General features: G+C 52.4%; 18 protein-coding genes. 12 read left to right on the forward strand and 6 right to left on the reverse strand.

Annotated elements, in window-relative coordinates:
- Nucleotides 1–30: 30 nt before the first annotated feature.
- Nucleotides 31–681, reverse strand: coding sequence for a ribosome maturation factor RimM (locus PSDT_RS01820; protein WP_006289719.1), 651 nt, complete (start codon nt 679–681; stop codon nt 31–33).
- Between the two features lie 195 nt (nt 682–876).
- On the opposite strand from PSDT_RS01820, the gene rpsP reads away from it, so the two are divergent.
- The 6 genes from rpsP to PSDT_RS01850 all read left to right on the forward strand — a co-directional run bounded on the left by rpsP (nt 877) and on the right by PSDT_RS01850 (nt 5,930).
- The gene (gene rpsP / locus PSDT_RS01825; protein WP_006289720.1) at nt 877–1,344 is read left to right on the forward strand and encodes a 30S ribosomal protein S16; all 468 of its coding nucleotides are present in this window, start codon (nt 877–879) and stop codon (nt 1,342–1,344) included.
- A 2-nt stretch (nt 1,345–1,346) separates the two neighbouring features.
- A complete protein-coding gene (locus PSDT_RS01830) occupies nt 1,347–1,580 on the forward strand; it encodes an RNA-binding protein (protein WP_006289721.1) in 234 nt (77 codons plus the stop codon).
- 668 nt (nt 1,581–2,248) lie between these two features.
- Nucleotides 2,249–3,202: a HesA/MoeB/ThiF family protein gene (locus PSDT_RS01835; protein WP_006289722.1), complete on the forward strand. Its 954-nt coding sequence runs from the start codon at nt 2,249–2,251 to the stop codon at nt 3,200–3,202.
- Nucleotides 3,174–3,791 carry an MFS transporter gene (locus PSDT_RS08495; protein WP_006289723.1) on the forward strand — a complete coding sequence of 206 codons (618 nt, stop codon included), beginning with the start codon at nt 3,174–3,176 and terminating at the stop codon, nt 3,789–3,791. Before PSDT_RS01835 ends, PSDT_RS08495 begins: the two co-directional genes overlap by 29 nt.
- Before the next feature lie 31 nt (nt 3,792–3,822).
- Nucleotides 3,823–4,413 carry a hypothetical protein gene (locus PSDT_RS08500; RefSeq protein WP_036737452.1) on the forward strand — a complete coding sequence of 197 codons (591 nt, stop codon included), beginning with the start codon at nt 3,823–3,825 and terminating at the stop codon, nt 4,411–4,413.
- Nucleotides 4,414–4,532: 119 nt separating this feature from the next.
- Complete coding sequence (locus PSDT_RS01850) at nt 4,533–5,930, forward strand: MFS transporter (RefSeq protein WP_006289725.1); 1,398 nt, start codon at nt 4,533–4,535, stop codon at nt 5,928–5,930.
- Between the two features lie 25 nt (nt 5,931–5,955).
- On the opposite strand, the gene PSDT_RS01855 is transcribed toward PSDT_RS01850, so the two are convergent.
- The 3 genes from PSDT_RS01855 to cysS form a co-directional block, all read right to left on the reverse strand.
- Nucleotides 5,956–6,984 carry an endonuclease/exonuclease/phosphatase family protein gene (locus PSDT_RS01855; RefSeq protein WP_006289726.1) on the reverse strand — a complete coding sequence of 343 codons (1,029 nt, stop codon included), beginning with the start codon at nt 6,982–6,984 and terminating at the stop codon, nt 5,956–5,958.
- 211 nt (nt 6,985–7,195) lie between these two features.
- On the reverse strand, nt 7,196–8,830 hold the full coding sequence (gene ffh / locus PSDT_RS01860) for a signal recognition particle protein (protein ID WP_006289727.1): 1,635 nt from the start codon (nt 8,828–8,830) through the stop codon (nt 7,196–7,198).
- 59 nt (nt 8,831–8,889) lie between these two features.
- Nucleotides 8,890–10,563 (reverse strand): cysteine--tRNA ligase, encoded by a 1,674-nt coding sequence (gene cysS / locus PSDT_RS01865; RefSeq protein ID WP_006290638.1) that lies wholly within the window; start codon nt 10,561–10,563, stop codon nt 8,890–8,892.
- 211 nt (nt 10,564–10,774) lie between these two features.
- Here cysS and PSDT_RS01870 point away from each other — a divergent pair, with 211 nt between their 5' ends.
- The 3 genes from PSDT_RS01870 to PSDT_RS01880 are packed head-to-tail and all read left to right on the forward strand — an operon-like array spanning nt 10,775 to nt 18,839.
- Nucleotides 10,775–15,784: a DEAD/DEAH box helicase gene (locus tag PSDT_RS01870; protein ID WP_006289729.1), complete on the forward strand. Its 5,010-nt coding sequence runs from the start codon at nt 10,775–10,777 to the stop codon at nt 15,782–15,784.
- Nucleotides 15,785–15,786: 2 nt separating this feature from the next.
- Nucleotides 15,787–16,923, forward strand: coding sequence for an SIR2 family protein (locus tag PSDT_RS01875; protein WP_006289730.1), 1,137 nt, complete (start codon nt 15,787–15,789; stop codon nt 16,921–16,923).
- Nucleotides 16,920–18,839: an ATP-binding protein gene (locus PSDT_RS01880; protein ID WP_006290634.1), complete on the forward strand. Its 1,920-nt coding sequence runs from the start codon at nt 16,920–16,922 to the stop codon at nt 18,837–18,839. The genes PSDT_RS01875 and PSDT_RS01880 overlap by 4 nt, the downstream gene beginning before the upstream one ends.
- Nucleotides 18,840–18,933: 94 nt before the next feature.
- On the opposite strand, the gene PSDT_RS01885 is transcribed toward PSDT_RS01880, so the two are convergent.
- Together PSDT_RS01885 and PSDT_RS01890 are read right to left on the reverse strand one after the other, a co-directional pair.
- Entirely contained in the window at nt 18,934–20,199 is a 1,266-nt protein-coding gene (locus PSDT_RS01885; RefSeq protein WP_006290633.1) for an ATP-binding protein, read from the reverse strand.
- A 152-nt stretch (nt 20,200–20,351) separates the two neighbouring features.
- Nucleotides 20,352–21,107: a Fic family protein gene (locus tag PSDT_RS01890; protein WP_006289733.1), complete on the reverse strand. Its 756-nt coding sequence runs from the start codon at nt 21,105–21,107 to the stop codon at nt 20,352–20,354.
- Nucleotides 21,108–21,221: 114 nt separating this feature from the next.
- Between PSDT_RS01890 and PSDT_RS01895 the strand changes: the two genes are divergently transcribed.
- The 3 genes from PSDT_RS01895 to PSDT_RS01905 all read left to right on the forward strand — a co-directional run bounded on the left by PSDT_RS01895 (nt 21,222) and on the right by PSDT_RS01905 (nt 25,838).
- Nucleotides 21,222–21,941, forward strand: coding sequence for a type 1 glutamine amidotransferase (locus PSDT_RS01895; protein WP_006289734.1), 720 nt, complete (start codon nt 21,222–21,224; stop codon nt 21,939–21,941).
- Between the two features lie 103 nt (nt 21,942–22,044).
- The gene (locus PSDT_RS01900; protein WP_006289735.1) at nt 22,045–24,138 is read left to right on the forward strand and encodes an ABC-F family ATP-binding cassette domain-containing protein; all 2,094 of its coding nucleotides are present in this window, start codon (nt 22,045–22,047) and stop codon (nt 24,136–24,138) included.
- Between the two features lie 401 nt (nt 24,139–24,539).
- Nucleotides 24,540–25,838 (forward strand): arginine deiminase, encoded by a 1,299-nt coding sequence (locus PSDT_RS01905; RefSeq protein WP_006289736.1) that lies wholly within the window; start codon nt 24,540–24,542, stop codon nt 25,836–25,838.
- Nucleotides 25,839–25,974 lie beyond the last annotated feature (136 nt).

Consider the following 25,974-nt stretch of genomic DNA (forward strand, 5'->3'; position numbering starts at 1 on the left):
GATTCCAGGATCTCGCGGGTCTCGTGTGTTTCACAGGTCGAAGAGACCGGCAGGGGGGTCGATCAGGATATAGCCTTCATCCGGGTCGACGATGGGGACCAGCTCTTCCACGAAAGGCAGGAGGACCTTCCTCCCGTCGGTCAGTTCGATTTGGAGCAGGGTCTGGGGGGAGTCCAGGTCCAGGTCGCTGGCGTGGCCGATCAGATGAGCTTCCACCCCGTCATAGTCGGCCGCCTTGGCCGCCGCTGAATCGTCCACTTGCAGGATTTCCAGGCCGATCAGTTGGTCGGGATACCAATCATCGTCCTGGCTGGGATCATCCTCGGCGGAGCCGGCGTCGGGACCGGTCACGGGACCTGACGTGAGACCGACGTCGGATGCCGAGCCGGATGCGGGGACGAACCCATCTGCCTCGGCCTTGGCGTCGATGTAAAGGGTCAGGCTGTTGAGGGCCTCGGCCGCGGTCCTGTCGGGGACCTGGTCGAATTTGAGGATCCAACGCTGTTTGAAATTCCGGGACTTCTCCACGGTGAAAGTCCGTCCGTCCTTGCTGATCAGCCGGGACCCGGCCGAAAAGCGCCTGCCGGGGTCGTCGGTGAAGGCTCGCACGTTCACTTCGCCTTTGAGCCCTTGGGCCCGGCCGATGCGGCAGACCCGCAGAAGTTCCCTGTCGTCATTCATACCCCCATGCTACAGAATCCTCGTGATAGGGCGATGATCGGGCGTCCGCGAAATCCATCGCCTCCCGTATAATGTCAGTGTTATCGCGTCCGAGGGAGCCCTCAATCTGCCTGAGGACGTGGGTTCATGCGGAAGGGTTCCTTATGCCCCACATAAGGAGTGCTCCCGCGCCCTAAAGATACAAGGAGCGCCATTTTGGCAACACGTATTCGTTTGAAGCGCATGGGTAGGAAGTTCTATGCTTTCTATCGCGTGGTAGTGGTCGATCAGCGTAAGAAGCGCGACGGCAAGGTTATTGAGGAGATCGGCATCTACGATCCCAACAAGCAGCCTTCCCTGATTCAGATTAAATCTGACCGCGCTCAGTACTGGCTCGGCGTGGGCGCACAGCCCTCCGATCCCGTGCACAAGCTGCTCGAGATCACCGGTGACTGGCAGAAGTTCAAGGGACTTCCTGGTGCCGAAGGCACTTTGAAGGTCGCTGAATCCGGTCCCGACGCCGAAGCTCGCGTGAAGGCCGCCGAGGACAAGGCCCAGAAGCTGAAGGCCGCCAAGTCCGAAGCTGAAGCCAAGGCCAAGGCCAAGGCTGAAAAGGAAGCGGAAGAGTCTGCTGCGCAAGCCGCCGATGAGTCCGCTGAGGCTACCGAGGAAAAGGCTGAGTAACCATGGTGACTGAAGCGGTCGAACACCTGATTCGCAATATCGTTGATTTTCCCGATGACGTGTCGGTGAAGTCCTTCCAGAACGCCCGCGGCGAGCTGATTCGCGTGCGAGTGAATCCGGAAGACATCGGTCGCGTGATCGGCCGTCATGGCCGCACCGCCACAGCGATCCGCACCGTGGTCCAGGCGATAGCCGACCACAACGTGCGGGTGGACATCATGGACGTGCGCCGCTAAGCTTCAAAAAGTCTCAGAAAGCCCCACTACTTCTTCTGTTTCAACCTTCAGAGATGTAGTGGGGCTTTTGAATCTCCTGATAACTAAATGATTGACCAACTGAATGAGCACGATATTCCCGTTGGAATTGCGGATTCTTCGATGAATGCTTAGCCGGAAGAGAGAAGATAATGAATTTATGGCTTGGCTCTCATTGATAGTTTAACTTTACAGAGTTTATAACAGCGCGTTTTCATAGTGAAGATTGAATTGTGGTGAGGAAGCTTTAATAAATAACTATAACAGTCTAAAATACAGAGGCATGGATTCCGCTCCATTAAAGCAGATGCAAAGGAGAAAATACCTAGCAACATCTTTTAGTATATAAGCATCAATTGATTCCTCGGCCATGTGCTGTATTGGGGCAAGTCATTGTGATGGATTATCACCAAACTTACCATTCAGGTTTGAATTGTAAAAGAATATTTAAATATTCGTGATTATATACGGCGTGTTGCATTTGAAAAAAAAAAAAGAGTTTGCTTAAGATGTATGCAATATTAATAAAGACGGTGGTAAAAATGCGTTATCGTGTCGGCGGTCGTTAAATGACGCAAAGCAATCGCAGGGTGCCTCCAAGGAATCCTCGAAGGCACCCAATTTTAACAATTATTTTGTGAGGGATCAAGATGACTAAAATTAAGAGGACGCTTCAGCCCTATGCTGAAGATAAGAAAATTTACTTTGGATTTGGCAATTCCAGTCTTACGCGTGAAATCGCTGACACCCCAAGAAATCGATTTTTACTTCTTTCAAATAACCTTGAGAGGGATGCAAGGGCTGAAGAGCTTGAGAAGTTTAAAAGTATGGGATTGGTAACAGATAATGAATATACGGATACGCGTTACTTGCGAAATATAAATTTTTTTGAATGGATCGATGAAAGTCGCAATATTTCTCCATCGAAGTATCAACAGAGGCTTTTTGATAGCTCTGTATTAATTGTGGGAATTGGAGGGATCGGCGGAACGATTGCGGAATCATTGACACGATTAGGTGTTGGAAAGATTACTCTTGTTGATTTCGATGTCGTTGATGAGTCAAACCTCACGCGCCAAACGGTTTATGGGACCAGCGATATAAAACTCCCTAAAATTGAATCTGCACTAAGGTATCTTGAATCTATAGGGAATACCAAAATTTCTATTCTAAATAAAAAGATTATATCGGAAGCGGATTTGGAAGAGATATATCAAAACGGTGACTTTGACCTTGCTATTTGTGGCGCCGATACACCACAAGAGATTGACTATTGGTTTGATGATTTATCGGAGCAGAATAGGATACCGTTTATTGCAGGGTCATATGCGTCAACTGTAATAAATTATGCGTGCATAATTCCTGGAACTACTCTTAACCTGAGAACATTTTACGCTGAGAATCGAATTACAGATGATCACCTTATCCCCGATGAGATAAAGACAAGTGTGATTGCGCCAGTCACACTTATGGCCGCAGGTCTTATCAGTTATAAGGTTTTTGCGATGCTTACGGGACTTAACAATGATTGGAATTGCATACAAATCGATATATTGACGTGGGGAGTGGAGAAATATGATATCAATCGTAGCGCGAGTGCATGATTTCCCTTATAATTTCCGCCAGCTCATCCTAGGGAAGAGCTTTCTCAATATTGCGGATAGCTTTTATGCGATAGCGGTCTCTGTTGGGCTGGTTGCGGTTTATCATATTACTGCGGGTTCGCTGTCAACTTTTACGTTGGTTGCGCTACTGCCGGCTATGTTTGGATTCCTCTTCGGGCATGCGATTGACAGGATTGAGCATAAGAAAAACTGGCTGGTTGCATGTCAAAGTATTTATGTGGTTTTAGTCGTGCTTATTGCGGCATGCTTGTACATGCGCGTACCTGTCGCTGTGCTGTGTATGGTGAATTTTCTTTTCTATTGCGTGAGCACGGTTATAGGGGCTCTTGACACGAGTATCGTGCCGCAGGCATTAGATGACGATGAAGATCTTATTGAGAAATCCGTAGATATTCAGTATTTTACGGGCAATATTCTCAATATTGCGTCGAATTTTTGCAGCATCATTACTTCTTGGCGTGGTTACGTATTTCGTTGTGCTCAATGTGAGCATTCCGTTCTTTGTGGCGGGGATTTTTTTCTTCTGGAGGATGAAAATTTCAGCTACGCAAATCGGCAGAAAATCTGAGGAAAAGCACGATTCCACTAGTAAGGTGGGCGTGTCTGCATTTACGTTTAAGGACCATCTTATCGATTCAGTCCGTTACTTCTCTGCTCAGCGTGTGCCATCAGCAATCATCGTGTGTGAAGCTTTTCTCAGTGGCGCCCTGGATGTTTTGATTGCACTTGCTCCTCTTTATCTCGTCAGCATTTATGTGGATGTGAAATGGCTTGGCTTAGTGCTTGCCATACAGCAGGGAGCTGATTTGGTTGGGTCGCTGTGTGCGCCTTTAATTAAAATCAAACCCACACACTTCTTCTGCTGGGATTATATCATTTCTGGGGCCGCGCTACTTATGGTTTTTATTGTGCCGTGGATCCCAGCGAAGGTCCTTGCCTTCACTATGGGCTTTGTTATTATTGGCATCTCAGGGAATTACTTCAGCAAAATGCTTTTCAGCTTGTATGACCATAATCGCTTGGGAAGCGTGGATACCATTATTCGTGCACTTTACGCTTGTTTTGGTATCGTCTTCCTACTCGTGCCGAACCTTTATAGTAATATCACCGTGTTAGGAATCATTTTCAACGCACTCACGATTGTATTCGGAGTGATTCTTGCTGTTCGCATATATGTCATAAGGGGATAAGCTATTTTTATCGAATACCATAGAGGATGTTGAGACTTATGCCAGTAAATTCAATGAGAGCGAGTCGAAACCTGAGCCGTTGATATTTCAATCCAAAAAATGAGCCGAAAGGTCAAATCATGGTTAATAAGAAAAGGGAACTCGTGCTTGCCCTGGCCGTCATAATCCTTGAGCTTATAGGCGGCATGCAGTCCTATCTTAATCAGATGATTCTTCCGATCATGTCCGCTGACTTGGGAGCCCGGCACCTTTATGGCTTGATCACTGGGGTGTCATCCATCGTCGCCATGCTTGGACTTCCCTTTGGGGCCGCCCTATTGCAACGGTACCAGCTTCCCCGTCTGCTTCTGGTCATGACTTTGATCCTATGCGCCGGGGCCATCGTCTCCGCGACCGCGCCGAATATCGGTTTATATTTATCAGGGCTTGTCATTCGTGGCTTCGCCGGCTCGGCCCTGGCCATGACTTCGATCGGGGCGGTCGCTTTAGGCCTGTCTGGTCGGGCACGACAGCTGACTCTGGCCTTCTCTTCGGCCAGCTGGGTGATCTCATCCCTGGTCGGCCCCACTTACGCCGCCTGGGTCACGCATCTCCTCTCCTGGCGGTGGGCCATGCTCCTGTACCTGCCTTTCCTCCTCATCGCCCGTTTCATTGTCGCCGCGAACCTGAGATCCCGACAGAAAACGAAGAAGGCCCCGCTTCCATTTTCCGCCGCCCTCGGCGCTGGCTTGGGAATCTTTCTGACCATCGTCCCCCTGCAGGGAATCGGCAAGTATCTTCTCGGTCTGTTGGGATTGGCGATTCTTGGCTGGGTGACCGTGTACCTGATGCCGGCAGGAACTTTCTGGCAGGCCGCTCCCCGCAAACGGGCCCTGGCCGGGATGTTCTTTTTGACGGCTTCATATTTTTCGGCGAACGAGCTGGTGACTTTGACCGCCCACGACCTTTTCCATGCGAATTCCGCCCAAATGGGATGGATCGAGCTTGCCGGCGGCTTGGGATGGGCCGTCATGGGCTTGCTTTGCGGACTGAAGCCGGCGTCGACGGCCAGGGTCTATCGGCTGCGGGCCGGCATCGGGGTGGGGGTCCTGGCCTTGTGCGGTCTTTTGACCGTCGGCCTCGTCCTGTCCTCTTTGCCGGCAGCCCAAGCGAGGATTGCGGTGATTTGCCTGTGGACCGCCTGTGGAATCGGCATGGGGATCACTTATATTGACACCATGAATGTTTTTTTCGAAGAGCCGGAAGTGGATGACTCGATCACCATCGAGCAGATGGCCAGCGCCTCCATCATGGTGGAGGCGCTGGCCAGCGCCATTTTCATTCCCCTGACCACGTCCCTGCCGGCTTTCGCCTTCCAGAAAAAGGTCGTCGGCCAGGTCGGTCAACCCCCCCATGTGGCGCATTCCGGCAGCCTCTTCTATGGGGCAGCCTGGGGTCTGGTGGCGGTTCTCGCGGTCATCGCCTGGCTCTACCTTCATCGCTCAGGGCCGCGGGCCCGCGAAAAGACCGTCGCCTGACGGGGGTGGTCTCGCCGCCTGAAGACTAAACCTCTAAAGCCAGGGTCCCGATCAAAGCCTTGTGGTCGGTGTGGGGGATGGCCACGGTTTTGAGGGAAGTCGCATGGATTCCACCTGCGTAAAGCACATGGTCTATCTCGATTAAAGCGGGGAAGAGGGGCCAGGAAGCGGGGAAGCTGAGATTCATTCCCTTATGCAGCTGATAACCCGAGTCGGTCAGGCCGGCCTTGAGCACGTCCCTCAGGGCTGTGTGGTGGAGGTTGGAGTTGAGGTCCCCCATGACCACTTGGGAGGTCACTTGCGTGCGGTTGGCAAGGAGGGGGTTATTAAGCCGGCCGAAAGCGCCCAGAGAACTCAGGCTCTGCTGCCAGGCCTGACCGCCACGGCCGGGGGACATGGGGTGGGCCGAGGCGAAGAGAACAGGCTGATTGCCAACGAAGATGGTGGCAGTGGGAACATTGGAAGATGCGATGGGCAGGGAGGCGGGGTGAGACTCCACCGGGGCCTGGCGGGTCCAGATGGCGTTGAAGCCGCCGTTGTCGTTCTCCCCGGATTCGCCGAGCTGGGAGTAAGGAAGCCGGGCGGTCAGACCATCCTGATCCAGCCGCTTGACCAGGTCTTCGGTCACTTCCTGCATGCAGAGCACGTCCACATGGTTTTGCTCCACGGCGTGGACGATGCTGGAGGCGTCGGCCCGTCCATAGCGGCCGTTGAGGGTCATGACGGTCACCGAGGCCGTCTGGCCCGCCGCTTGCTTTGGGGAAGCGGCGCTGTTTTGCGCCGGCATGGAGAAAATCGTGCTGACCTGTCGGGGCAAGGGGGTGACATATCCGATCGACCAGACCAGGTTGATGGCTATCAGAATCAGACTCACCAGACTTTGCCAGAAAGACCGATGACTGACGGCCACGAAGAAGAGGATGACCAGCGGAACAATCAGCAGGCTGATCAAAGCCGTCACATCCGGAATGGGTCGGTACCGCTCGTATTGAGTCGGCAGGAAATGCAGGCTCATCCAGACGGCTATGAGAACGAGGAGAATCCAAACGATCACGGGGCTCCTTTTCTTGCCGCTTTTGTGCTTCCTCAAAGTGTTCTTCGAATTCTGAGAAGGGTTTTCCTGGGACATTGAGACCATGGAAACCATCCCCCTTTCTTGCTGAGTGGATGAAACCGGCCGAAGCCGACCGGAGTCAGCCAGAGAGCCGGTCTGAAATCCTGTCTGGAAGCAGGTCTGATCTGGTCTGAACCGGTCTGAAATCCGATTAGTTCAGACCGGGGATGTTAAGCCCGCCCAGCTGGTCGCCCAGTTGGCTCAGATCGACCTTATCCAGGTCGATGTCGTTGGGGATCCCAGCGGGAAGGGCGGGATTCTGCGGCTTCTTCATGAAGGCGGACGCGCTGGACCGGCCGCCCAGCTTCTGCCTCAAAGCCCGCTCTTCGGCCTCCCTCTTCATAGGGTTGCCGGAGACGCCGGATTTCCTGCCTTTCTTCTTATTCTTCCTGGCCTTGCGGGGGGAATTGCCGCCGGGCATGCCGGGAAGTCCCATGCCGCCTTTGTTGGTCATGCGTTTCATCATTTTGGCGGCCTGCTCGAAGCGTTGCAGAAGACCATTGACCGTGGCCACGGTCACGCCGGAACCATAAGCGATGCGGGCGCGGCGGGAGCCATCGATGATTTCCGGGTGGCGGCGCTCCTGGGGGGTCATGGAATGGATGATGGCTTCGGTGCGGTCCACCTCGCGCTCATCGAACTGGTCGATGGCCTGGCGGTATTGGGACATGCCAGGAATCATGCCCAGCAGTTTCTTCATGGACCCCAGCTGACGGACCTGCTGGAGCTGGGCCAGGAAATCATCCAGACTGAAGCTGCCTTCGGCCATCTTTTCGGCCGCCTGCCGGGCTTCTTCCTCGTCAAACTGCTTCTGGGCCTTCTCGATCAGGGTGAGGATGTCACCCATATCCAGGATGCGGGAGGCCATGCGGTCGGGGTGGAAGACCTCGAAATCCTTGAGTCCTTCGCCTGTGGAGGAGAAGAGGATGGGCTTGCCGGTGACGGAGGCCACAGACAAGGCGGCACCGCCTCGGGCGTCGCCATCCAGTTTGGACAGGACCACGCCAGTGAAATCGACGCCTTCATCGAAAGCCTTGGCTGTGCGGACCGCGTCCTGACCGATCATGGCATCGATGACGAAGAGGATTTCGTTGGGGTGGACGGCGTCGCGGATATCGCGTGCCTGTTTCATCAGTTCTTCGTCCACGCCCAAGCGGCCGGCGGTATCGATGATGACCGCGTCATACAGCTTCTGCTTGGCCACTTCGATGGAGCCGCGGGCCACTTTGACCGGGTCCCCGGTCGCTTGGCCGGGGGAGACCACGTCGGAGGAAGAGGATTGGACGCCGAGCTCAGGGGCGTAAACAGGCACGCCAGCCCGTTCGCCTACCACCTGCAGCTGGGTGACGGCGTTGGGTCGTTGCAGGTCGGCCGCGACCAGCAGGGGGGTGTGACCCAGGTCTTTGAGCCAGTAACCCAGCTTGCCGGCCAGGGTGGTCTTACCGGCGCCTTGCAGACCTGCCAGCATGATGATGGTGGGCGGATTCTTGGCGAAATTGAGCGGCCGGTCCACTCCTGCGCCCAGGATTTGGGTCAGTTCGTCATTGACGATGGAGACCACCTGCTGGGCCGGGTTGAGGGCCTTGTTGACTTCTTCGCCCAGGGCCCGTTCCCGCACGCGGGCGGTGAAGGACTTGACCACGTCCAAGGAGACGTCGGCGTCCAGCAGGGCGCGGCGGATCTCGCGGATGGTGCCGTCAATGTCGGATTCGGTGAGCTTGCCTTTGGAACGCAGGTTCTTGAAAGCTCCGGTCAAACGGTCGGTAAGTGAGGAAAATGCTGCCATAATGTCCTATTCTAAAGCTTCTGGGGGATAGCTAGGGGGATTGTCTTTGAGATGTGCGCTTAGGATTCATGGAATTTCCAGCTGGACCCTTGGGGGCCATCTTCAATGCTGATGCCGGCTGCGGCCAGGGAATTGCGGATGGCGTCGGCCCTGGCGAAGTCTTTCGCCTTGCGGGCGGCCTGCCGCTGATCCAGCTGGGAGCGGATGAGGCTGTCCAAAACCTTGCTGGTCTGGGAGCTGGAAGCGCCGGAGGTCTTATCTGCCTGGGCGGAGTCCTCAGCTTGAGCGGGGAAGCCGTCCCCTCCTGGCAGCCACTGGGGGTCCAGGGGGTCAAGGCCGAAGACGTCCAGCATGGCCCGCACCAGGAGCAGGCTTTCTTTCAGCAAGGTGATCGCCTGATCCCGCTCGGAGCCTTCCGGCAGGGTGGCCAGGTCGTTCATGGTCGTGTTCCCGTAGCGGATGGAGCTGAAGACGGCAGCCAGGGCGGTGGAGACGTTGAAGTCATCGTTCATGGCCGCGATGAAATCCTGGGGAAGCTGGTCTGCCGGGTAAGATGTCACTTCCTGGCGACTGGGCTGGCCGACCGCCGCTCCGGCGTGATCCAGGAAGTTGCTGATGCGGGAGTAAGCGCTTTGGGCTTCCGCTATGGTCTGCTGGCTCCATTCCAGCATGGACCGGTATTGGACGGTTGCCAAGGCGTAACGGACCATCCAGGGGGTGCATTGGCTGAGCACGACCGGGATGGAGAGGCCATTGCCCAAGGATTTGCTCATCTTTTCACCCTTTTGGGTGACCCAGGCCGAGTGCATCCAGTAATGGGCGAAACCCCAGCCCGCCGCGCGGGATTGGGCCATCTCGTTTTCGTGGTGGGGGAAACGCAAATCCAGGCCGCCTCCGTGAATGTCGAACTCATCGCCCAGGTAGCGGTGGCTCATGGCCGAGCACTCCAGGTGCCAGCCCGGCCGGCCGGTCCCGAAGGGGGTCCGCCAACGGGCGGTCAGGGGGTCGGAATCCTTGGAGGCCTTCCAGAGGGCGAAATCGCGGGGGTCATGCTTTTCTTCCGACAAGTCGGCCTCATCGGCCGGGTTGTACTTGTCTTCTCCGGCCGCGTCCACGGAGGGGCCCATGGCGTCGGCGATGCGGGCGGATTCGTCGCCAGTCGCCTGAGTGCCGGCCTGTTGATGGGTCAGTTCGCCGTAATGGGGCCAGGAGGGGACGTCAAAGTAGACATTGCCGGAAGGCGAGCCGTCAGGGTTGGGAATGAGGTAGGCGTGGCCGCGGTCTATCAGCCGCTGGACCAGGTCCACCATGTCGGTGACGTGCCCGGTCGCTCGCGGCTCGTAAGTAGGGGTGAGGACGCCCAAAACGCGGTAGGCCTGGGAGAATTCCTGCTCGTAGTAGTAGGCCCGGGCCCACCAGTTCTGTCCGTCGGCGGCGGCCTTGTCCAGGATCTTGTCATCGATGTCGGTCACGTTGCGCACGAAAGTGACCTCGTAGCCCAGCTTCATGAACCAGCGGCGGATCACGTCAAAGGAAACCCCGGCCCTCACATGCCCCACATGCGGGGAAGCCTGGACAGTGGCCCCGCACACGTACATGGTCACCTTGCCCGGCGTGACCGGCCGAAAATCCATGACCTTATGATGCGCGGTGTCGTATATGCGCACCCCGCTCGCCGCCTGAGTCAGCTGGCCCTTCGGCTCAATATGCATTCCGTTTTCCGTGGTTGCCATATTTCCTGTTCCCATGATTCCAAAAGGTTCTGTCTAGGGCAGATTTTAGCGCATGACTGTTACTGGGAGGTTGAACTAGCCCTGTGGGAAGAGGAAAATTTACAAAGGGAATCGGCTCAAGCTAAGAGGCGAAGGCAGTTGACTAGATACTGCATATCTGATTGTGTTGAGGGTCTTCTTCCAATCCTTTGCAACGGGTATGGTTACGATTATGAGCACTCCAGTCACAGATGATGTAATCCCTTCCATTAAAACAGTTTTTGATGCCGTCGAATATATCAAGCAAAACGCGAAGACGGAGCATCAAAAGGGAATGCTGTGGGAAAGAGTTTCACGCTGGTACTTGCGGAATGACCCCGAAATGCAACAGTTCATCGGAAGGGTTTGGAAAGCCACAGACCCTGACTGCCCGATTGCTTACAAGACTGATACCGGTGTGGATATCATCGCTGAAGATACGCAGAATGAGGGGAAATATTGGGCGATTCAGTGCAAAGCATACGATGTGGAACACGAATTTACTTGGGAGGAGCTCAGCACTTTTATTGCCTCCGTAGCAACTGATTCCCGCTATACGGGTTGTATGTTGCTTTCCACAGCAACGAATATATCGAATCAGCTCGCCGAGAATTTTATGCGGATGAGGAAAAACAAGGGGTTGGAAACTCACATCATTGGCTTGCAGACCATGAGTGAGTCAAATCTTGATTGGTCGAATTTATTCACAGACAGAAAAGCTGAGACGCAGACTTTTGACCCCCGTCCTCACCAGATCAAAGCGATTAACCAAATCAACGCGGCCTTCGAAAAGCATGATCGCTGCAAGGCGATTATGGCTTGTGGAACTGGGAAAACATTGATGTCTTTGCGGCTGGCAGAAGAAAGGGCTAAGGGAGGTTTGATCCTCTTCGCTGCTCCTTCGATTGCTTTGGTCTCGCAGGCAATGCGAGAGTGGACGAATCAGGCACGCTGCAAGATGAGGGCTTTGGTTGTATGCTCTGACGCGAAAGCGTCCAAGCAAGCCAAAGACAATGATGATATCCTTGACAGTCTTCTTGATTTGAATTACCCGGCAAATACCGATGCCCAGTCTTTACTCCAGCGATATCAAACGATTCGGCGAAAAAGCCCGGATTCAACGGTTGTGGTGTTTGTCACTTATCAGAGTATGCAGGTTATTCAGGATGCTCAAGATCTTGGTCTGCCGGAATTCGATCTTGCCATTTGCGATGAGGCTCACAGAACCACTGGTATTCGCACTGTTGATATGAGGCAATCAGATGTATCGGCCTTCCAAATAGTCAATGATGGAGACCGCATCCGTGCTTCCAAGCGTTTGTATATGACGGCGACTCCGAAGATTTATGGTGAATCAGTCAAGCAAAAGGCGAAAGCCGCTGAAGCAGTTCTCTGTGATATGGACGATGAGAGTGTTTATGGGCCGGTTGCGGCCAGTATCTCTTTCGCTACTGCCGTTGAGCAAAAGCTGCTTTGCGACTATCGTGTCGTCGTTTTGGCAGTGAACGAGGATGGTATTCCATCATCCATTCAGCAGATTATTTCGAATGGAGGAGAGCTTCCTCTTGATGATGCTGCGAAGATCATTGGCACTTATAAGGGCTTGGCGACCCATGGCGTTGAAGCGCAGGCCAGGCTGAACCAGCTGGAAGATTCCCACGAGTTGACTCCTGATTTTCTTTTAATCAATAAGGTAGAGTTGAATAACGACTCTTCTGCTGAGCAGGAAACGTCTGGAATCATAGAAGGCCAGGACATCCAACCTTTGCATAGAGCTGTTGGTTTCTGCTCAACGATTAAAGAATCGAAGAGAATGGATGAGGTCTTCGCGAATGTTGTCAGACATTATCAGGAAGCGAGCGGTGACACCCTGAAACTGAACTGTGAGCTTCAGCATGTTGATGGCTCGATGAATTCATCAGAGCGTTCAGAAAAGTTGAACTGGCTTGCCGGCGGTAAGGATGAGAACGAGTGCCGAATCCTCACCAATGCGCGTTGCCTTGCTGAGGGTGTGGATGTGCCTTCTCTGGATGCGGTAATCTTCTTTGCTCCTAAGAAGAGCGAAGTCGATGTCGTCCAAGCGGTTGGTCGCGCTATGCGTACTTTTATCAATTCGCAAACGGGGGAATCAAAAGAGCTCGGATACATCATTCTTCCAGTCGCGATTCCTGAAGGCATGTCTCCTGAGGATGCTTTGAGCAGGTCCAAAACCTTTGATGTGGTCTGGAAGGTGCTTCAGGGTTTGCGTTCGCATGATGAGCGTATGGACGCTTATGTGAATTCCATCCCCTTTCGCACATCCAAGTTGAAGAATCAGGATGGTCGAGGAAGTCATAAGATTGGGGTGCCGAATCCCCATGAGAATGAGAACCAGGATGACGGCATCCAAGGGCAATTTGCGCTCTCCTACGGATCCGATGAACTCGAGAGAGCCGTTTATGCGAAGGCTGTAGAGAAATGCGGCACGCGGATTTACTGGGATGAGTGGGCGGATGATGTTGCCGGCATCGCTCAGCGGCATATTGAGCAGATTCAGACCGCTTTAGATAACAATCAGCAAGTGCATGAAGATTTTGCCACCTTCTTGAAAGGACTTCAAAACACTCTGAATCCTGGCATCACCGAAAAGGATGCTGTGGAGATGATTGCTCAGCATATTGTCACTCTTCCTGTTTTTGATGCATTGTTTGGCGATTATACTTTTGCGAAATCGAATCCGGTCTCTGTTGCTATTGAAAACTTCCTGGCTACTCTGAAGGTCCATGGTGTCACGGGCTTGGACGCCTCCAGTGAGCCGACTTTGCAGGACCTGTATGATTCCGTGCGTAGACGTGCTCAGGTTGCACGCACGGATTCAAACCGTCAAGAGCTCATCAAAGACCTTTATAACGATTTCTTTAGCAAGGCATTCAAAGCGACTTCTCAGAAGCTCGGCATCGTATATACGCCTATGCAGATTGTGGATTATATGCTTCATGTCACGGACAGGGTTCTCAAAAGGGAATTCGGTTGCGGACTCGCTGAGGAGGGAGTCCACATTCTTGATCCTTTCGCCGGAACCGGCTCGTATATGGCGGAGCTGATTTCCGATCCTGAACTTATTCCCGTGGATAAGCTTGAGCATAAGTACAAGTATGAGCTGCACTCGAACGAGATTCTTCTGCTTGCTTATTACATCATGGTTGTCAACATTGAATACGCTTATCATGCTCGAATGGACGGAGCTTATGAACCTTTCACCGGAGCAGTGCTCACCGATACTTTCCAAATGAGCGAAGATGAGGACACTCTCGATGACAGGATGTTTATTGGAAACTCCGAACGAGTGACGGAACAACAACGTGCTCCCATCCATGTCATTATTGGAAACCCTCCTTATTCCGCAGGTCAGAAATCAGCGAACGATAATAATGCAAATGAGCATTATCCTCGCTTGGAAAACCGTATTCGTGAAACCTATTCCGATAGTGTTAAGACGGTCAATAAGAATTCTCTAATGGATTCTTACATTGAGGCTTTCCGGTGGGCATCGGATCGTATTCAAAATGAGGGAGTGGTATGCTTCGTATCGAATGCGGGGTGGCTACGTTCAGAAGCCGGAGCTGGTGTTCGCCGTTGCTTCGTTGAAGAATTTAGCAGCATTTACGTTTTTGACTTGCTTGGTAATCAGAGGACACAAGGCGAAGAATCGAAACGACAAGGTGGCAAAGTCTTTGGATCTGGATCTCGCGCTCCAATTGCTATAGCACTGCTGGTGAAAAATCCTCGTTCCTCTGAGCGCGGAGCGATTCACTATTTCAGCGTTGGGGAGTATAAGACTCAAGAACAGAAGCTGGCTTCTCTGGTCTCTTTTAGGGAACATGATCCTGAGTGGATAACACTTTCACCTGATAGAGAAGGCAACTGGCTAGATCACGGTGATGATCACTTTGATTCGCTTGCTCCTCTTGGATTAGCTAACAAACCCAATCAATCTCCCTCAGGTTTATTTTCTCTCTATTCAAGAGGATATGAAACTGATCGAGATGCATGGATGTATAATTTCTCTTCTGATGCTACAATCTCAAACGCTGGAAGCTTGATTAATACATATTCTTTGGAGCTGATGAGTACTGGTGGTGATGATAGAAAAGCTACGCAAGACAAGACAAAAATTTCTTGGTCGAGAACTTTAAGAAAGAAGTTTCAGAATTCGATTAGCTTGGTCTTGGAGCGTGGTGCGACATGCATAGCGCTATATCGACCATTTATAAAAAAGTTTGCGTATTATGGAGAAAATTTAGCAGATTATCCAGGGCAGCAGCGGTCATTCTTCCCCCTGATTGCTCCGCACAAGACGATAAATAACTTTGTAATTATGCTTCCGGGGAAAAGTAACTCGGGTTTCAATTGCTTAATATGTGATTGTGTCCCGGACCTAAACTGTTTAAACGCTGGAACGCAGTGTTTTCCTCTCTACTGGTATGAAAAAGTGGAATCTGTGCAGCTCATCCCCAGCAATGAAGTCAAAATCAAGGATGCCTGGGGAAATGTCTATATTCGACATGATGGGATAACCGATCGAACCCTTCGAATCTTTAGAGAGGCGTATAAAACAGCGTATCCCGAAGAAAATCGAGGGGCGGACTCAAGTGTAATCTCCAAGGAGGATATCTTCTATTACATTTATGGTATTCTGCACTCTCCGATTTACAGAGAGAAATATAAGTTCAACTTGCTGAGAGACCTTCCTCGTGTGCCTTTTGTCCGTCAATTTAAACGTTTCTCAGAGGCCGGCCGTAGTTTGGCTAAACTGCATCTGGCTTATGAAGAAGCAGAGCCATGGCCAGGTCTTGAATATTCTGCTCTCCCAATTGATTTGGGCCGGGTGGAGAAACTTCGCTGGAGCAAAAAAGATGATTATACGAAGCTGATTTACAACTCGAGAATGACAATTTCCAATATTCCTGAGGAAGCAAATACTTATAAGGTGAATGGAAAGAGCCCGCTTGAATGGATGGTGCGTTTCTACCAGGTCAGCCAAGATAAGGCTAGCGGCATCATCAACGATCCTAACGAGTATAGCGATGATCCACTTTACATTTTCAACCTCATTGGGAAGCTCGTGACCGTTTCCATGCGTACTAACGAAATCGTTGCAGGGCTGCCGAGTATCTCTGAAATTGAAAAGCCTATAGATTGGCCGAGGGAATGGGAGGAGTAGACATGTCTGATAAGAGCCTCAACATTCAACAATTTAGGAAGCTTGCGATAACCAAGCATCTTAATTTTCTTATCGGTTCGGGTGTCTCTACGCCCGCTGTTCCACTTATGAGTTGGGTGAAATACGATTCAAAAGGAGCGATTCCCGAGGAAGACGAGATTCGACGTAACAAAGAATTAGTTCGGCGAATTCGAATAATAAGTTACCTAGCTTTAGCTAATACAGCTGGAGGGAAATGCAAAGGTGATTCAGAATTATGGAGGTGCGTCGGCAATATTGATGCAGAAAAAAATCAAACGGATTTGCAACCCTCTGATCCGCATAAAATTCTTGGGGAGACAATACACGAGTATAAACGATTTTTCCAGATGATTATTAGGCTGCTTAACCTAAGTAATGCTCGGGAGACGCCTCGTAGCGCAACCATTTTTACTACGAATTATGATTTACTTTTAGAAACTGCTATAGACGAATGTTTGGCAGAGAATAATTTCGTCTTTAATGATGGAGCGCGGGGATATTTCAATCGTTACTTGGATAGTTCTAATTTTAACCAGGTCGTTTCATATCGAGGGCTCAACGATAACTATACTGATGAGCTTCCATCTATTACATTGATCAAGCCTCATGGTTCAGTAAACTGGGAGAAAGGAGGGTATAGCGAAGAGCAAATCGCAGTTCGGAATAGGGTTGTGAATTCGCCTGTTATTGTTCCTCCGAATGGTCACGAAGGTGAGGCCACTTTTCTCAGTAACCATTTTCATGATATGTTGCGTGTTTTCCAACTCGAGTTGGATAAACCACAGTCTGTACTATTTGTGATTGGCTTCTCTTTTCAAGATGATCATATAGCTCGCATGTTGCGAAGAGCTCTTGATAATCGTGAGCTCAAAGTAGTGATTTTCGGTTATAGTGATCAGGACCGTCATGTGATTTTGCAGAATATTTTCCACGACTCTCATCATCCAGCTAGCTATCCAAACTTCCAAATAATTACCCCTTCAGATTTCAATGATGAAGAAACGGAGGAGAAAGAGGGTTCTGCGAATCCGGTAAAGAAAGTGCGAAAGATTGATCTTGAATTTGTAACGGATATGCTCCAGTCCGCCTCCTTGAAAGAGCTAAGGAGCGCAGAATGATGGGTGAGCATCCTAAGCCTTTAGGTGTTGTTGTCGGCGTTGACGGAACGAAATGCCAAGTCGGCATGTATAACATGTCCAATGATTCCGAGTTCCTGTGGGACGGCGAACTATTGATGGGACCGCGAGTTGGCGCCTTCCTAACGATTTTGCAAAATGATATCAAGATTATTGCATCTGTTTCATCTGAAAAAGTGATGGATCAGCAGAACAGTGTAAAAAGTAAAGAGTTCGACAATCGGTATAGTAAAAATTCCATTAATCGAATCATTGAGCTCAAAAAGCAGGGAGTTATTGAAAATGGACATTTCCATTTAACCTCTCGATACGAGCCGATGGTTGGAAATGTTGTTGCGCTAACAACCCAAGAGGAGCTTAACGCGATTTATTCGGTCGATGAAGGAGAGCCTACAATCATCATCGGCGAATCTGTGCGCGAAGGAAAACGTGTGGAATTGCCCATCAATAAATTCTTTGCTTCGCACATTGGCATTTTTGGTAATACCGGTAGTGGTAAATCAAATACGCTGCACAAGCTCTACCTGGAGTTATTCAAATCTCAATATCGCGATGAGATATTTAAAAAATCTCGTTTCTTCGTTATTGATTTTAATGGCGAGTACACGAGCGGGCAATTTGGAGTTTCACCGAAATCCCAAAAAATTTTTGATATCAATACTAGGAATCCTGGGGAGGGGGCTCCTCTCCCAATTAAAAAAGAGTGCATACTTGATCCAGATATCTTGGCTATCCTCTTCGATGCCAGGCCTGCAACGCAGCTCCCCTTTCTCCGCAGGGCGATAGAGCAATATCGGAAAATCAGTTCTAGCGAGCAGTTCGCTCGGCTTGAAATTGGCTTGCTGATATCTTTATTTAAAGATTATAAAGACATTAAGCTTTCCTCTGGGTTAGTCGAAAGCTGGTTTAAGATTGCCAATGATTTGAATTCAGACATTCACAGGATTGATGGTAATCAGTCATCATATGAATTAGATTATGGGAAAGTAAACTTTTCAATTAAGGATCAAGGAAATCAGGACATTCCGATTTTTTCCAATGGCAAGATTTCTAATCAGTTGCGAATTGATTTTTATGAAGAAAAGCTGAAAACTGCTTACAGTAAACTTGACAATGAAATTGAACGACTCAGATATTTCCTCCAATTCCAGAGAATTTTTGATGAAGCATTTAAATCACTTATGCCTGAATACATAAATCCTTTATTCAGGAGGATTGATGTTGCTCTTGCTGATCTCAAACCTGTTGTAGAGATTGTAGATAACATCGAATCGGAATTTGCGACTCTTAACATCCTCAGCCTAGCTCATGCTAATCGAAATATTAAACGACTTATGCCAATGCTGCTAGCGAAAATGATCTACGATGAGCAAAAAGAGGCAGTTGCGAACAATGGCGGTAACGTTTGTTGCACGAAGCATCTTATTGTTGATGAGGCACATAACATTCTCAGCGCATCCTCACAAAGTGAGGGTGATAGTTGGCAAAGCTATCGGCTATCTGTTTTCGAGGAAATTATTAAGGAAGGGCGTAAATTCGGATTTTTTCTAACACTTGCGAGCCAAAGGCCAGCTGATATTTCTCCGACAATTATTTCTCAGATTCATAATTTTTTCATTCATCGCTTAGTGAATGATACTGATTTGCGTATGCTTGAGAATACCATGCCCACACTTGATCGAAATTCATATAGCCAGATTTCCAGCCTTGGACAGGGCGAAGCCATTGTTACCGGTACTGCGGTGCAGGTTCCGATTCTTTTGCATGTGGACAGAGAAGAGCAAGTTACTAGGCCGAACAGTGATGATGTATGTCTTACTAGGGACATCTGGTCTGGGCGAGACGATGCAATGGTTGATGATGAAACTTGCGATGACAGTGCAGAAGGTAATGCTTAGGATTCTACGCGTGATGATTATTCAAATGACCAATTTGATGGAGGAAGGGGATGGGCTGCAAGCGAGGATTGGTAACCCCGGCGAAAAGCTGTCCCTACCCCAGCTCCTTCCCATTCAAGAAGTCCAAAGCATGCATGATGGTGATGCCGTCGACGGACCCCGCATCTGACCAGCTGTTGGTGATGAGGAAACGCTGATGGCCGGTCGGTATGGCGAGGAGATTGTCCGTCTCGCGCTGGCTGTTCTCCGGAATATGGTCGGCTATCTGCAGATAGGCCGTTTGATCCGGCTTCTCGGCGACGAAATCAATCTCTTTCCCATCCAGCTGGCCAACGCTGACAGTGTATCCGCGCCTTCTCAGCTCCAGATAGACCAGGTTCTCCAAACGGGAACCGTAGTTCCGTCCACGCCGGGCGATTTGCGAATGGACGAATCCCAGGTCAACCGTGTAATACTTGGCTGAACGAGCAAGGAATTCCTTGCCTCGGATGTTGTAGCGAGGCGCTGGGTAGAAGAGAAAGGCGTTTTCCAGCAAATCCATATAGGAATCGATGGTGTTGTTGGAAGCCTTCTGTCCGCTGGTGCGAAGGGTATTGGCTATCTTGTTGGTATTCACCAGATTGCCGATATTGTCCAGCAGGAAAAGAGCGACCTTCTGCAGAATCTGCGGCTCCCTGACCGTTGCCCTGCTGATCACATCGCGTAAGACGATGCTGTTGTAAATGCCTTTCAAAGCGTCGTCTTTCAGGTTGGGAGAGGACTGCAAGGCGATGGAAGGGAAGCCTCCGTATTCCAGATAGTCGGTCAGATAATCCTCATCGTGTTCGTGCGAGATGGGGGAGAAGGCCTTGAACTCGGTGAAGGACAAAGGCAGTATGGGGATTTCCACATAGCGGCCGGCCAGATAAGTCGCCAGCTCTCCGGAGAGAAGGGAAGCGTTGGACCCGGTCAGATAGATGTCGCAAGGGCAAAGAAGACGAAGACCATTGACGATCTTTTGCCAACCGGACACCTCCTGGATTTCGTCAAAGAGGAAATAATAAGGATGGCTGTTCTCGGTGTTCTGCTGAATCTGTTCGCGCAGAAAGTTGTATAGGTCCTTCCCCTCAAGAAGTGCGAAGTTCTCCGGATCCTCAAAGCTCAGATAAATGATATGGCTGCCGGGAACCCCCTGATTTTGAAGGTGTTCCTTGAGCAGCAAGAGCAGGTAGCTTTTGCCGCTGCGGCGGACACCGGTGATGACTTTGATGAAGTCGGTGTTCAGATATGAGGTCAGTTTATCCATGTAGAGGGGACGATTGAGAAGACGAGGGGACGGTTGGTTCTGCCGGTCCGTAGCTTGGCTTGTGGATGGTACCATGATTTTCCTCCCCCACGTTTTTGAACTTTCAGGATGAAGTTGAACGTGAATTTTCAGCGTACTGAAAGTATAGCAGAAAAATAGGAAAACTTTCAGTTAACTGAAAGTTTTTGGGAAAATCGGGTTTATTTTCAGTTAACTGAAAGTTCCAATCAGCTAGCATCCTTGAATTTATCCAAAACGTCCTGTGTATAACGTTCCCGGCTATGCCGGATGAAAGCAGCCAGCTCGTCAGGATGCGAAAGGGTCCAAGAGGAAAGGGCGTGAATATACGAGTCCTTTTCATCATCAAAGATGACCGGCGGGGTCAAACCCAGGCGAAGGCATTCCTTAAAGAGGAGCAGGCGGCCGATGCGGCCGTTGCCATCGGAGAAAGGATGGATCCGCTCAAAAGTCGCATGGAATTCGGCAAGAGCTGAATCGATTCCGGCTTCATCGACAGGCAGGCCTTGTCCGAGTCGGAAGACCTCTTCCATCTCCTCCTTTACTTTGTCGGGAGGGGCCGTCCGCACCGGATTAAAGAAGCCGATTTGATTCGTGAATTTCTTATAGCCGCCTATGTTCCACAGCTGATTCTTATCCGCCTGGCTCGTTCCGCTTTTCAGCAGACGATGCAAAGCGCAAACGAAGTCGTGGCTGAGCGGGCCTTGGCAATGGTCAAGCATGTAGTCAAAAGTCTTGAAGTGGTTCTTCGTCTCAATCAGATCGTCCAATTTGAGAGGCTTCTCGCCGGTGGGAGTGACGGAACCGGTGTCGTAAAGCTGCTGAGTCTGTATGGGCGAAAGCGTTGACCCCTCAAGATGATTGGAATTGTAAGTCATGACGATGGTCGTCCAATAATAGAGGCCGTGGCTGGCTTGCGCGTCTCGCTCGGCCAAAAGCCGTTCGCCTAAAGTCAACTGGTCCATGGTAGTTCCTCATATCGTCGTTCTATACCTCATCTTATACCAGCTGATGCGCGTATTCTCCTCTCGCTGGGGAATTGCAGCAGACATGTTAGACGCGAGTGACACAATGGAGGCATGGAGAAATCTCAGGTCATCATTTTTCAGCATGCCGAGTGGGAAAAGCCGGGCCGTATAGCCGACGCCTTGGAGGACAGCGGGATCGATTATCAGATCCTTTTCGTAGCCCAAGATAAAAAACCCGCTTTGCCGGACTTGGATTCGATCAGCGGGCTGGTCTTGATGGGCGGCCCCATGGGGGCTCAGGATTTCGACAAATACCCGGGCCTGAAGGCGGAAGGCAAATACACCAAAGCGGCGGTCGGCGTGGGGGTGCCCACTTTGGGCGTTTGCCTGGGGCATCAGATTTTGGCCACGGCCCTGGGGGCCAAGCTCAAAAGCGGGGGCAAGACCGAGATGGGCTTCAGCCCGGTCGAGCGGGAGTCGCGAGATTCCTTCCTCCCTCTAGGCAAAGAGCCGGTCAACGTCCTGCACTGGCACAGCGACTTGGTCTCCTGCCCTGAAGAGGGAACCATCCTGGCCTCCACCAAAGGGACCAGGAATCAGGCCTTTCGTTATGGCCCGGCTTTGGGTCTGCAATTCCACCTCGAGGTGGACCACACCTTGCTGGAAGAGTGGCTTTCCACGGAAATCATGATCGATGGGCTGAAGAAATCCCAGGTGAAGCAGATTCGTTCTGATTACGACCGTTTCGCTCCCGAGATTCGGCCCTTGGCTGACACCGTTTTCCGCGGTTTCGCCGCCCGCTGCGTCTCCTTTGGCAGGGACCGGCTGTAGCCTTGCGGTTTACGGACTAGGCGACGGATTTTGACCGCTGACTAGAGATTTTTGATTTTTTGACCAGAGACTTTTTATGATTTTGACTTTGTGAGGATGGCCCATGCCGACTTTTGACATTGGATTTGAACATGTCTCCCTTTCCTACGCCACCAAGGATATTTTCGATGACGTGACCATGGGGGTCAACGAAGGGGACCGGATTGGAATCGTCGGCCATAACGGGGATGGCAAGTCCACTCTGCTCCATTTGTTGTCGGGGGAGCAGACGCCGGACTCCGGCCGCGTGTCCCGGCGTGGCGGGCTGACTTTGGGCATTCTCAACCAGACCGATGACCTGGATGATTCCGCCACCGTCCGCCAAGCCGCCTTGGAAGGGCGGGAGGACTACGAGTGGGCGGCCAACCCCCAGTCCCGGGAGATCGTGGAGACCCTGCTGACGGGAGTCTCCCTGGAAAGCACTGTTTCCAGTCTGTCCGGAGGGCAGAGGCGGCGGGTGGACCTGGCCCGGCTCCTCCTGCATGATTGGGACATCCTTCTTCTGGATGAGCCCACCAACCATTTGGACCTAGCCGGCATCCACTGGCTGGCTCGGCATCTGAAGAACCGCTGGTCCTCAGAGGCCGGCGCCCTTCTGGTGGTCACCCACGACCGCTGGTTCCTGGACGATGTCTGCAGCCATATGTGGGAAGTGCATGACGGGGGCATCGATCCTTTTGACGGCGGCTATAGCGCCTACATCGAGCAGCGGGTCGAGCGCGACCGGCAGGCTGACGTGAACGAGACCAAACGCCGCAACCTGGCCCGCAAGGAGCTGGCCTGGTTGACCCGAGGCGCTCGTGCCCGCTCCACCAAACAGAAGTTCCACGTCAAGGCCGCCCGTGAGCTCATCGCCGACGTGCCTCCCGTGCGCAACACCTTGGAACTGAAGCAGATGGCCACCTCCCGCTTGGGCAAAGACGTGGTCGAACTGACCGATGTCAGCCAGATCTATCCCTTGCAGCCGGGCCAGGAGCCGGGGCTGGGCGATGACATCGTGACCGTGGAAGTCACCCGGGATCGGGGTGAGGCCGGGGCTCAAGCCGAGGAAGCCCGAGTTGCCGACGCCGAGGCCGCCGATACCCAAGCCGCCGAAGAAGTCACCGTCACCGGCAAAAGAGTCCTCAATCATGTCACCTGGATCATCGGCCCCGGAGACCGCTTCGGCATAGTCGGCTCCAACGGGGTGGGCAAATCCACCCTGCTCAAAATCATCGACGGCAGCCTCCGGCCCACCCTGGGTCGGGTGAAAATCGGCAAGACCGTCAAATTCGCCGTCCTCTCCCAGCGCCTGGATGAGCTGGAAGAGCTGGGCAAATACAAGGTGAAGGAAGTCCTCAGCCGCTATAAGCCCACTTATCTCGTGGATGGCAAGAAGACCACCCCCGGCCAGTTGATGGAACGGCTGGGCTTCTCTTCGGCCCAGCTCATGACCCCGATCAAAGACCTGTCCGGCGGGCAAAAGCGCCGCATGCAGCTCCTACTCATCCTGCTGGACGAACCCAACGTTCTCATCATGGATGAGCCGGGCAATGACTTGGATACGGATATGCTGGCCGTCATGGAGGACGTTCTGGACTCCTGGCCCGGCACCTTGATTGTCGTTTCCCATGATTCCTACCTTTTGGAGCGCGTGACGGACCAGCAGTTCGCCATCATCGACGAGCAGATCCAGCATCTGCCTGGCGGCGTCAACGACTACTTTGACCTGCTGGACTGGGGTTATGTCCGGCCCGGATCGGGCCAAATGAGCCTGTCCGCATCCGTCGGCGCCCCGGCCATGACCTCCTCCAGGAACTCCTTGTCCTCGGGATCTTCAAATTCGTCGACCTCTTCGACTTCCGCAGGCCCTTCGGAATTTTCGGCTTCTGGCGCCGCTTCCGCTTCTTCGATATCCGGATCCAACGCCTCTTCGCAGACCGACAGCAAAGAGACGCGTATGGCCAAGCGGGAGGCGGCCAAGAAATCCCGGTCCTTGGAAAGGAAACTGGACCGGCTGAATCAAGACAAAGATGGGCTGGAAGCCGCCATGGCCACGCATGATTCCAGCGATTTCGTCGGCCTGAACGAACTCAATACCCAACTGCAAGACCTCAGCCGGCGCATCGAGAGCCTGGAAGAGGAGTGGATTCAGGCTCAGGAAATCATGGAAGGCTGATGGCTGACGCAGGTCGTCGACTGCCTCCATCGTCTCATCTCCGTTTTTCTATCGCCTTGCCGAAACCGACTTGCAGTAATTGCTTTGCCAGAGCCGCCTGGTCGAAACCGCCTTGACGGGATCGCCTGCCATAGCCCTTTCAAACTTGCCATCAAATGTAAGTCTATTCACTATCAGACGGACATCCTCAGCCCGGTCTTTTTCACAGGTTGGCGGCAGTCACTAAGGTAGCTACTTAAGGAAACGAAGGGAAGCTTATGACTGAGATGACCGCGCATCAAAATCAAGTTAACCAGAAGGGTTCCACTGAGCCTGCCTTCCGAGCGGGGCGCGAGCGGCAGCCGGAAGAGCAAAAGACCCCTCGGCGGGGAAGGGGGATCCCAGACGCGAATCGCGCGGCGATGTCTCTTCCTCCCCTTCATATCACATCCGAAATCGGCAAACTCGAGGCCGTCCTTTTGCATCGGCCCGGCCGGGAGGTGGAGAACATCACCCCGGACCTGATGGACCGCCTCCTCTTCGATGACATCCCTTATCTGCCTATCGCCCAGAAGGAGCATGACACCTTCGCCCAGACCTTGCGCGACCTGGGGGTGGAAGTTGTCTATCTGGAGGACCTTTTCAGCCAGGCTTTGGAGGACGAGGCCGTCCATGAAAGCTACGTGAAGGACATCCTGGCTGAATCCCACTACCGCGAAGGCTATGTGCACGACGCCCTGGCCGACTTCCTGCTCAATCTGACCCCGGTGGAGATGACCGAGCGGGTGATGGCCGGGGTCCGCAAAGACGAGGTCCGCGTGGCGATCAAGTCTTTGGAGGAGGAAGCGGAAAACGGAAGCTACCCCTTCCTGCTGGAGCCCATGCCGAATCTCTACTTCACCCGCGACCCAGCGGCGGTGATCGGCGATGGGGCCTTGGTCAACCACATGGCCTTCCACGCCCGCAAACGCGAGTCCCTTTTTATGGAATACATCCTCCGTTATCACCCCCGATTCGCCGGGCAGCAGGAGGACGCGGACGGGGGCGTGCCGATTTGGCGCGACCGCTACGTGCATGGGCGGATCGAAGGCGGCGACGTGTTGGTCCTCAATGACCACGTGGTCGCCATCGGCGTTTCCGAGCGGACTTCGGCCAACGCCATCGAAGACGTGGCCCGGGCCCTTTTCGGCCGTACCGATTATGACACGGTCATCGCCATCAGCATCCCCCGAGGCCATGCCACCATGCATCTGGACACGGTTTTCACCATGATCAACCGGGACCAGTTCACCGTGCACCCTTCCATCATGGACAAAAACGGCAGCATGGACCTCTATGTTCTGCACCCGGCCGCCGGGGTGGCGCAGGACGGCGAAATCCGCTCGGGGCAGTCCAGCTACGGGGATGGGTCCGTGGAGATCACCCATCGCAACGACCTGCATGCGGTCTTAAAGAAGGCCTTGGGACTGACCGAGGTCGACCTGATCCCGACGGGGAACGGGGATCCGGTCGTCGCCCCACGCGAGCAGTGGAACGACGCGTCCAACACCTTCGCCGTCGCCCCAGGGCAAGTCGTCACTTACAACCGCAACTATGTGTCCAACGAGCTCCTGCGGGAGCATGGGGTCTGCGTCCATGAGATCGAGTCCTCCGAACTCTCCCGCGGCCGCGGCGGCCCCCGGTGCATGACCATGCCTTTGGTTCGCCAGGATGTGGACTGAATCGGCTCAGTAATAATCGATGATAATCTATAATAATCGTAAAATAAAAATCATAAATGTGAGGAAAAATTATGGGAACCATCTCTTCGGACTCTCTTTCATCCCCCGGATCCGCCCCGGCAACGCACGATGCGGA

It is taken from the genome of Parascardovia denticolens DSM 10105 = JCM 12538 (assembly GCF_001042675.1).
In the GTDB taxonomy this organism is placed as follows: Bacteria; Actinomycetota; Actinomycetes; order Actinomycetales; family Bifidobacteriaceae; genus Scardovia; species Scardovia denticolens.

Excerpts from the sequence above, each read along its gene's own strand:
- PSDT_RS01880 (WP_006290634.1), top strand. The coding sequence starts at position 16,920 with ATGATGGGTGAGCATCCTAAGCCTTTAGGTGTTGTTGTCGGCGTTGAC.
- PSDT_RS08495 (WP_006289723.1), top strand. The coding sequence starts at position 3,174 with ATGATATCAATCGTAGCGCGAGTGCATGATTTCCCTTATAATTTCCGC.
- cysS (WP_006290638.1), bottom strand. The coding sequence starts at position 10,563 with ATGGCAACCACGGAAAACGGAATGCATATTGAGCCGAAGGGCCAGCTG.
- PSDT_RS01830 (WP_006289721.1), top strand. The coding sequence starts at position 1,347 with ATGGTGACTGAAGCGGTCGAACACCTGATTCGCAATATCGTTGATTTT.
- PSDT_RS01875 (WP_006289730.1), top strand. The coding sequence starts at position 15,787 with ATGTCTGATAAGAGCCTCAACATTCAACAATTTAGGAAGCTTGCGATA.
- PSDT_RS01820 (WP_006289719.1), bottom strand. The coding sequence starts at position 681 with ATGAATGACGACAGGGAACTTCTGCGGGTCTGCCGCATCGGCCGGGCC.
- PSDT_RS01850 (WP_006289725.1), top strand. The coding sequence starts at position 4,533 with ATGGTTAATAAGAAAAGGGAACTCGTGCTTGCCCTGGCCGTCATAATC.
- PSDT_RS01900 (WP_006289735.1), top strand. The coding sequence starts at position 22,045 with ATGCCGACTTTTGACATTGGATTTGAACATGTCTCCCTTTCCTACGCC.
- PSDT_RS01890 (WP_006289733.1), bottom strand. The coding sequence starts at position 21,107 with ATGGACCAGTTGACTTTAGGCGAACGGCTTTTGGCCGAGCGAGACGCG.
- PSDT_RS01885 (WP_006290633.1), bottom strand. The coding sequence starts at position 20,199 with ATGGTACCATCCACAAGCCAAGCTACGGACCGGCAGAACCAACCGTCC.
- PSDT_RS01895 (WP_006289734.1), top strand. The coding sequence starts at position 21,222 with ATGGAGAAATCTCAGGTCATCATTTTTCAGCATGCCGAGTGGGAAAAG.
- PSDT_RS01870 (WP_006289729.1), top strand. The coding sequence starts at position 10,775 with ATGAGCACTCCAGTCACAGATGATGTAATCCCTTCCATTAAAACAGTT.
- ffh (WP_006289727.1), bottom strand. The coding sequence starts at position 8,830 with ATGGCAGCATTTTCCTCACTTACCGACCGTTTGACCGGAGCTTTCAAG.
- PSDT_RS01905 (WP_006289736.1), top strand. The coding sequence starts at position 24,540 with ATGTCTCTTCCTCCCCTTCATATCACATCCGAAATCGGCAAACTCGAG.
- PSDT_RS01835 (WP_006289722.1), top strand. The coding sequence starts at position 2,249 with ATGACTAAAATTAAGAGGACGCTTCAGCCCTATGCTGAAGATAAGAAA.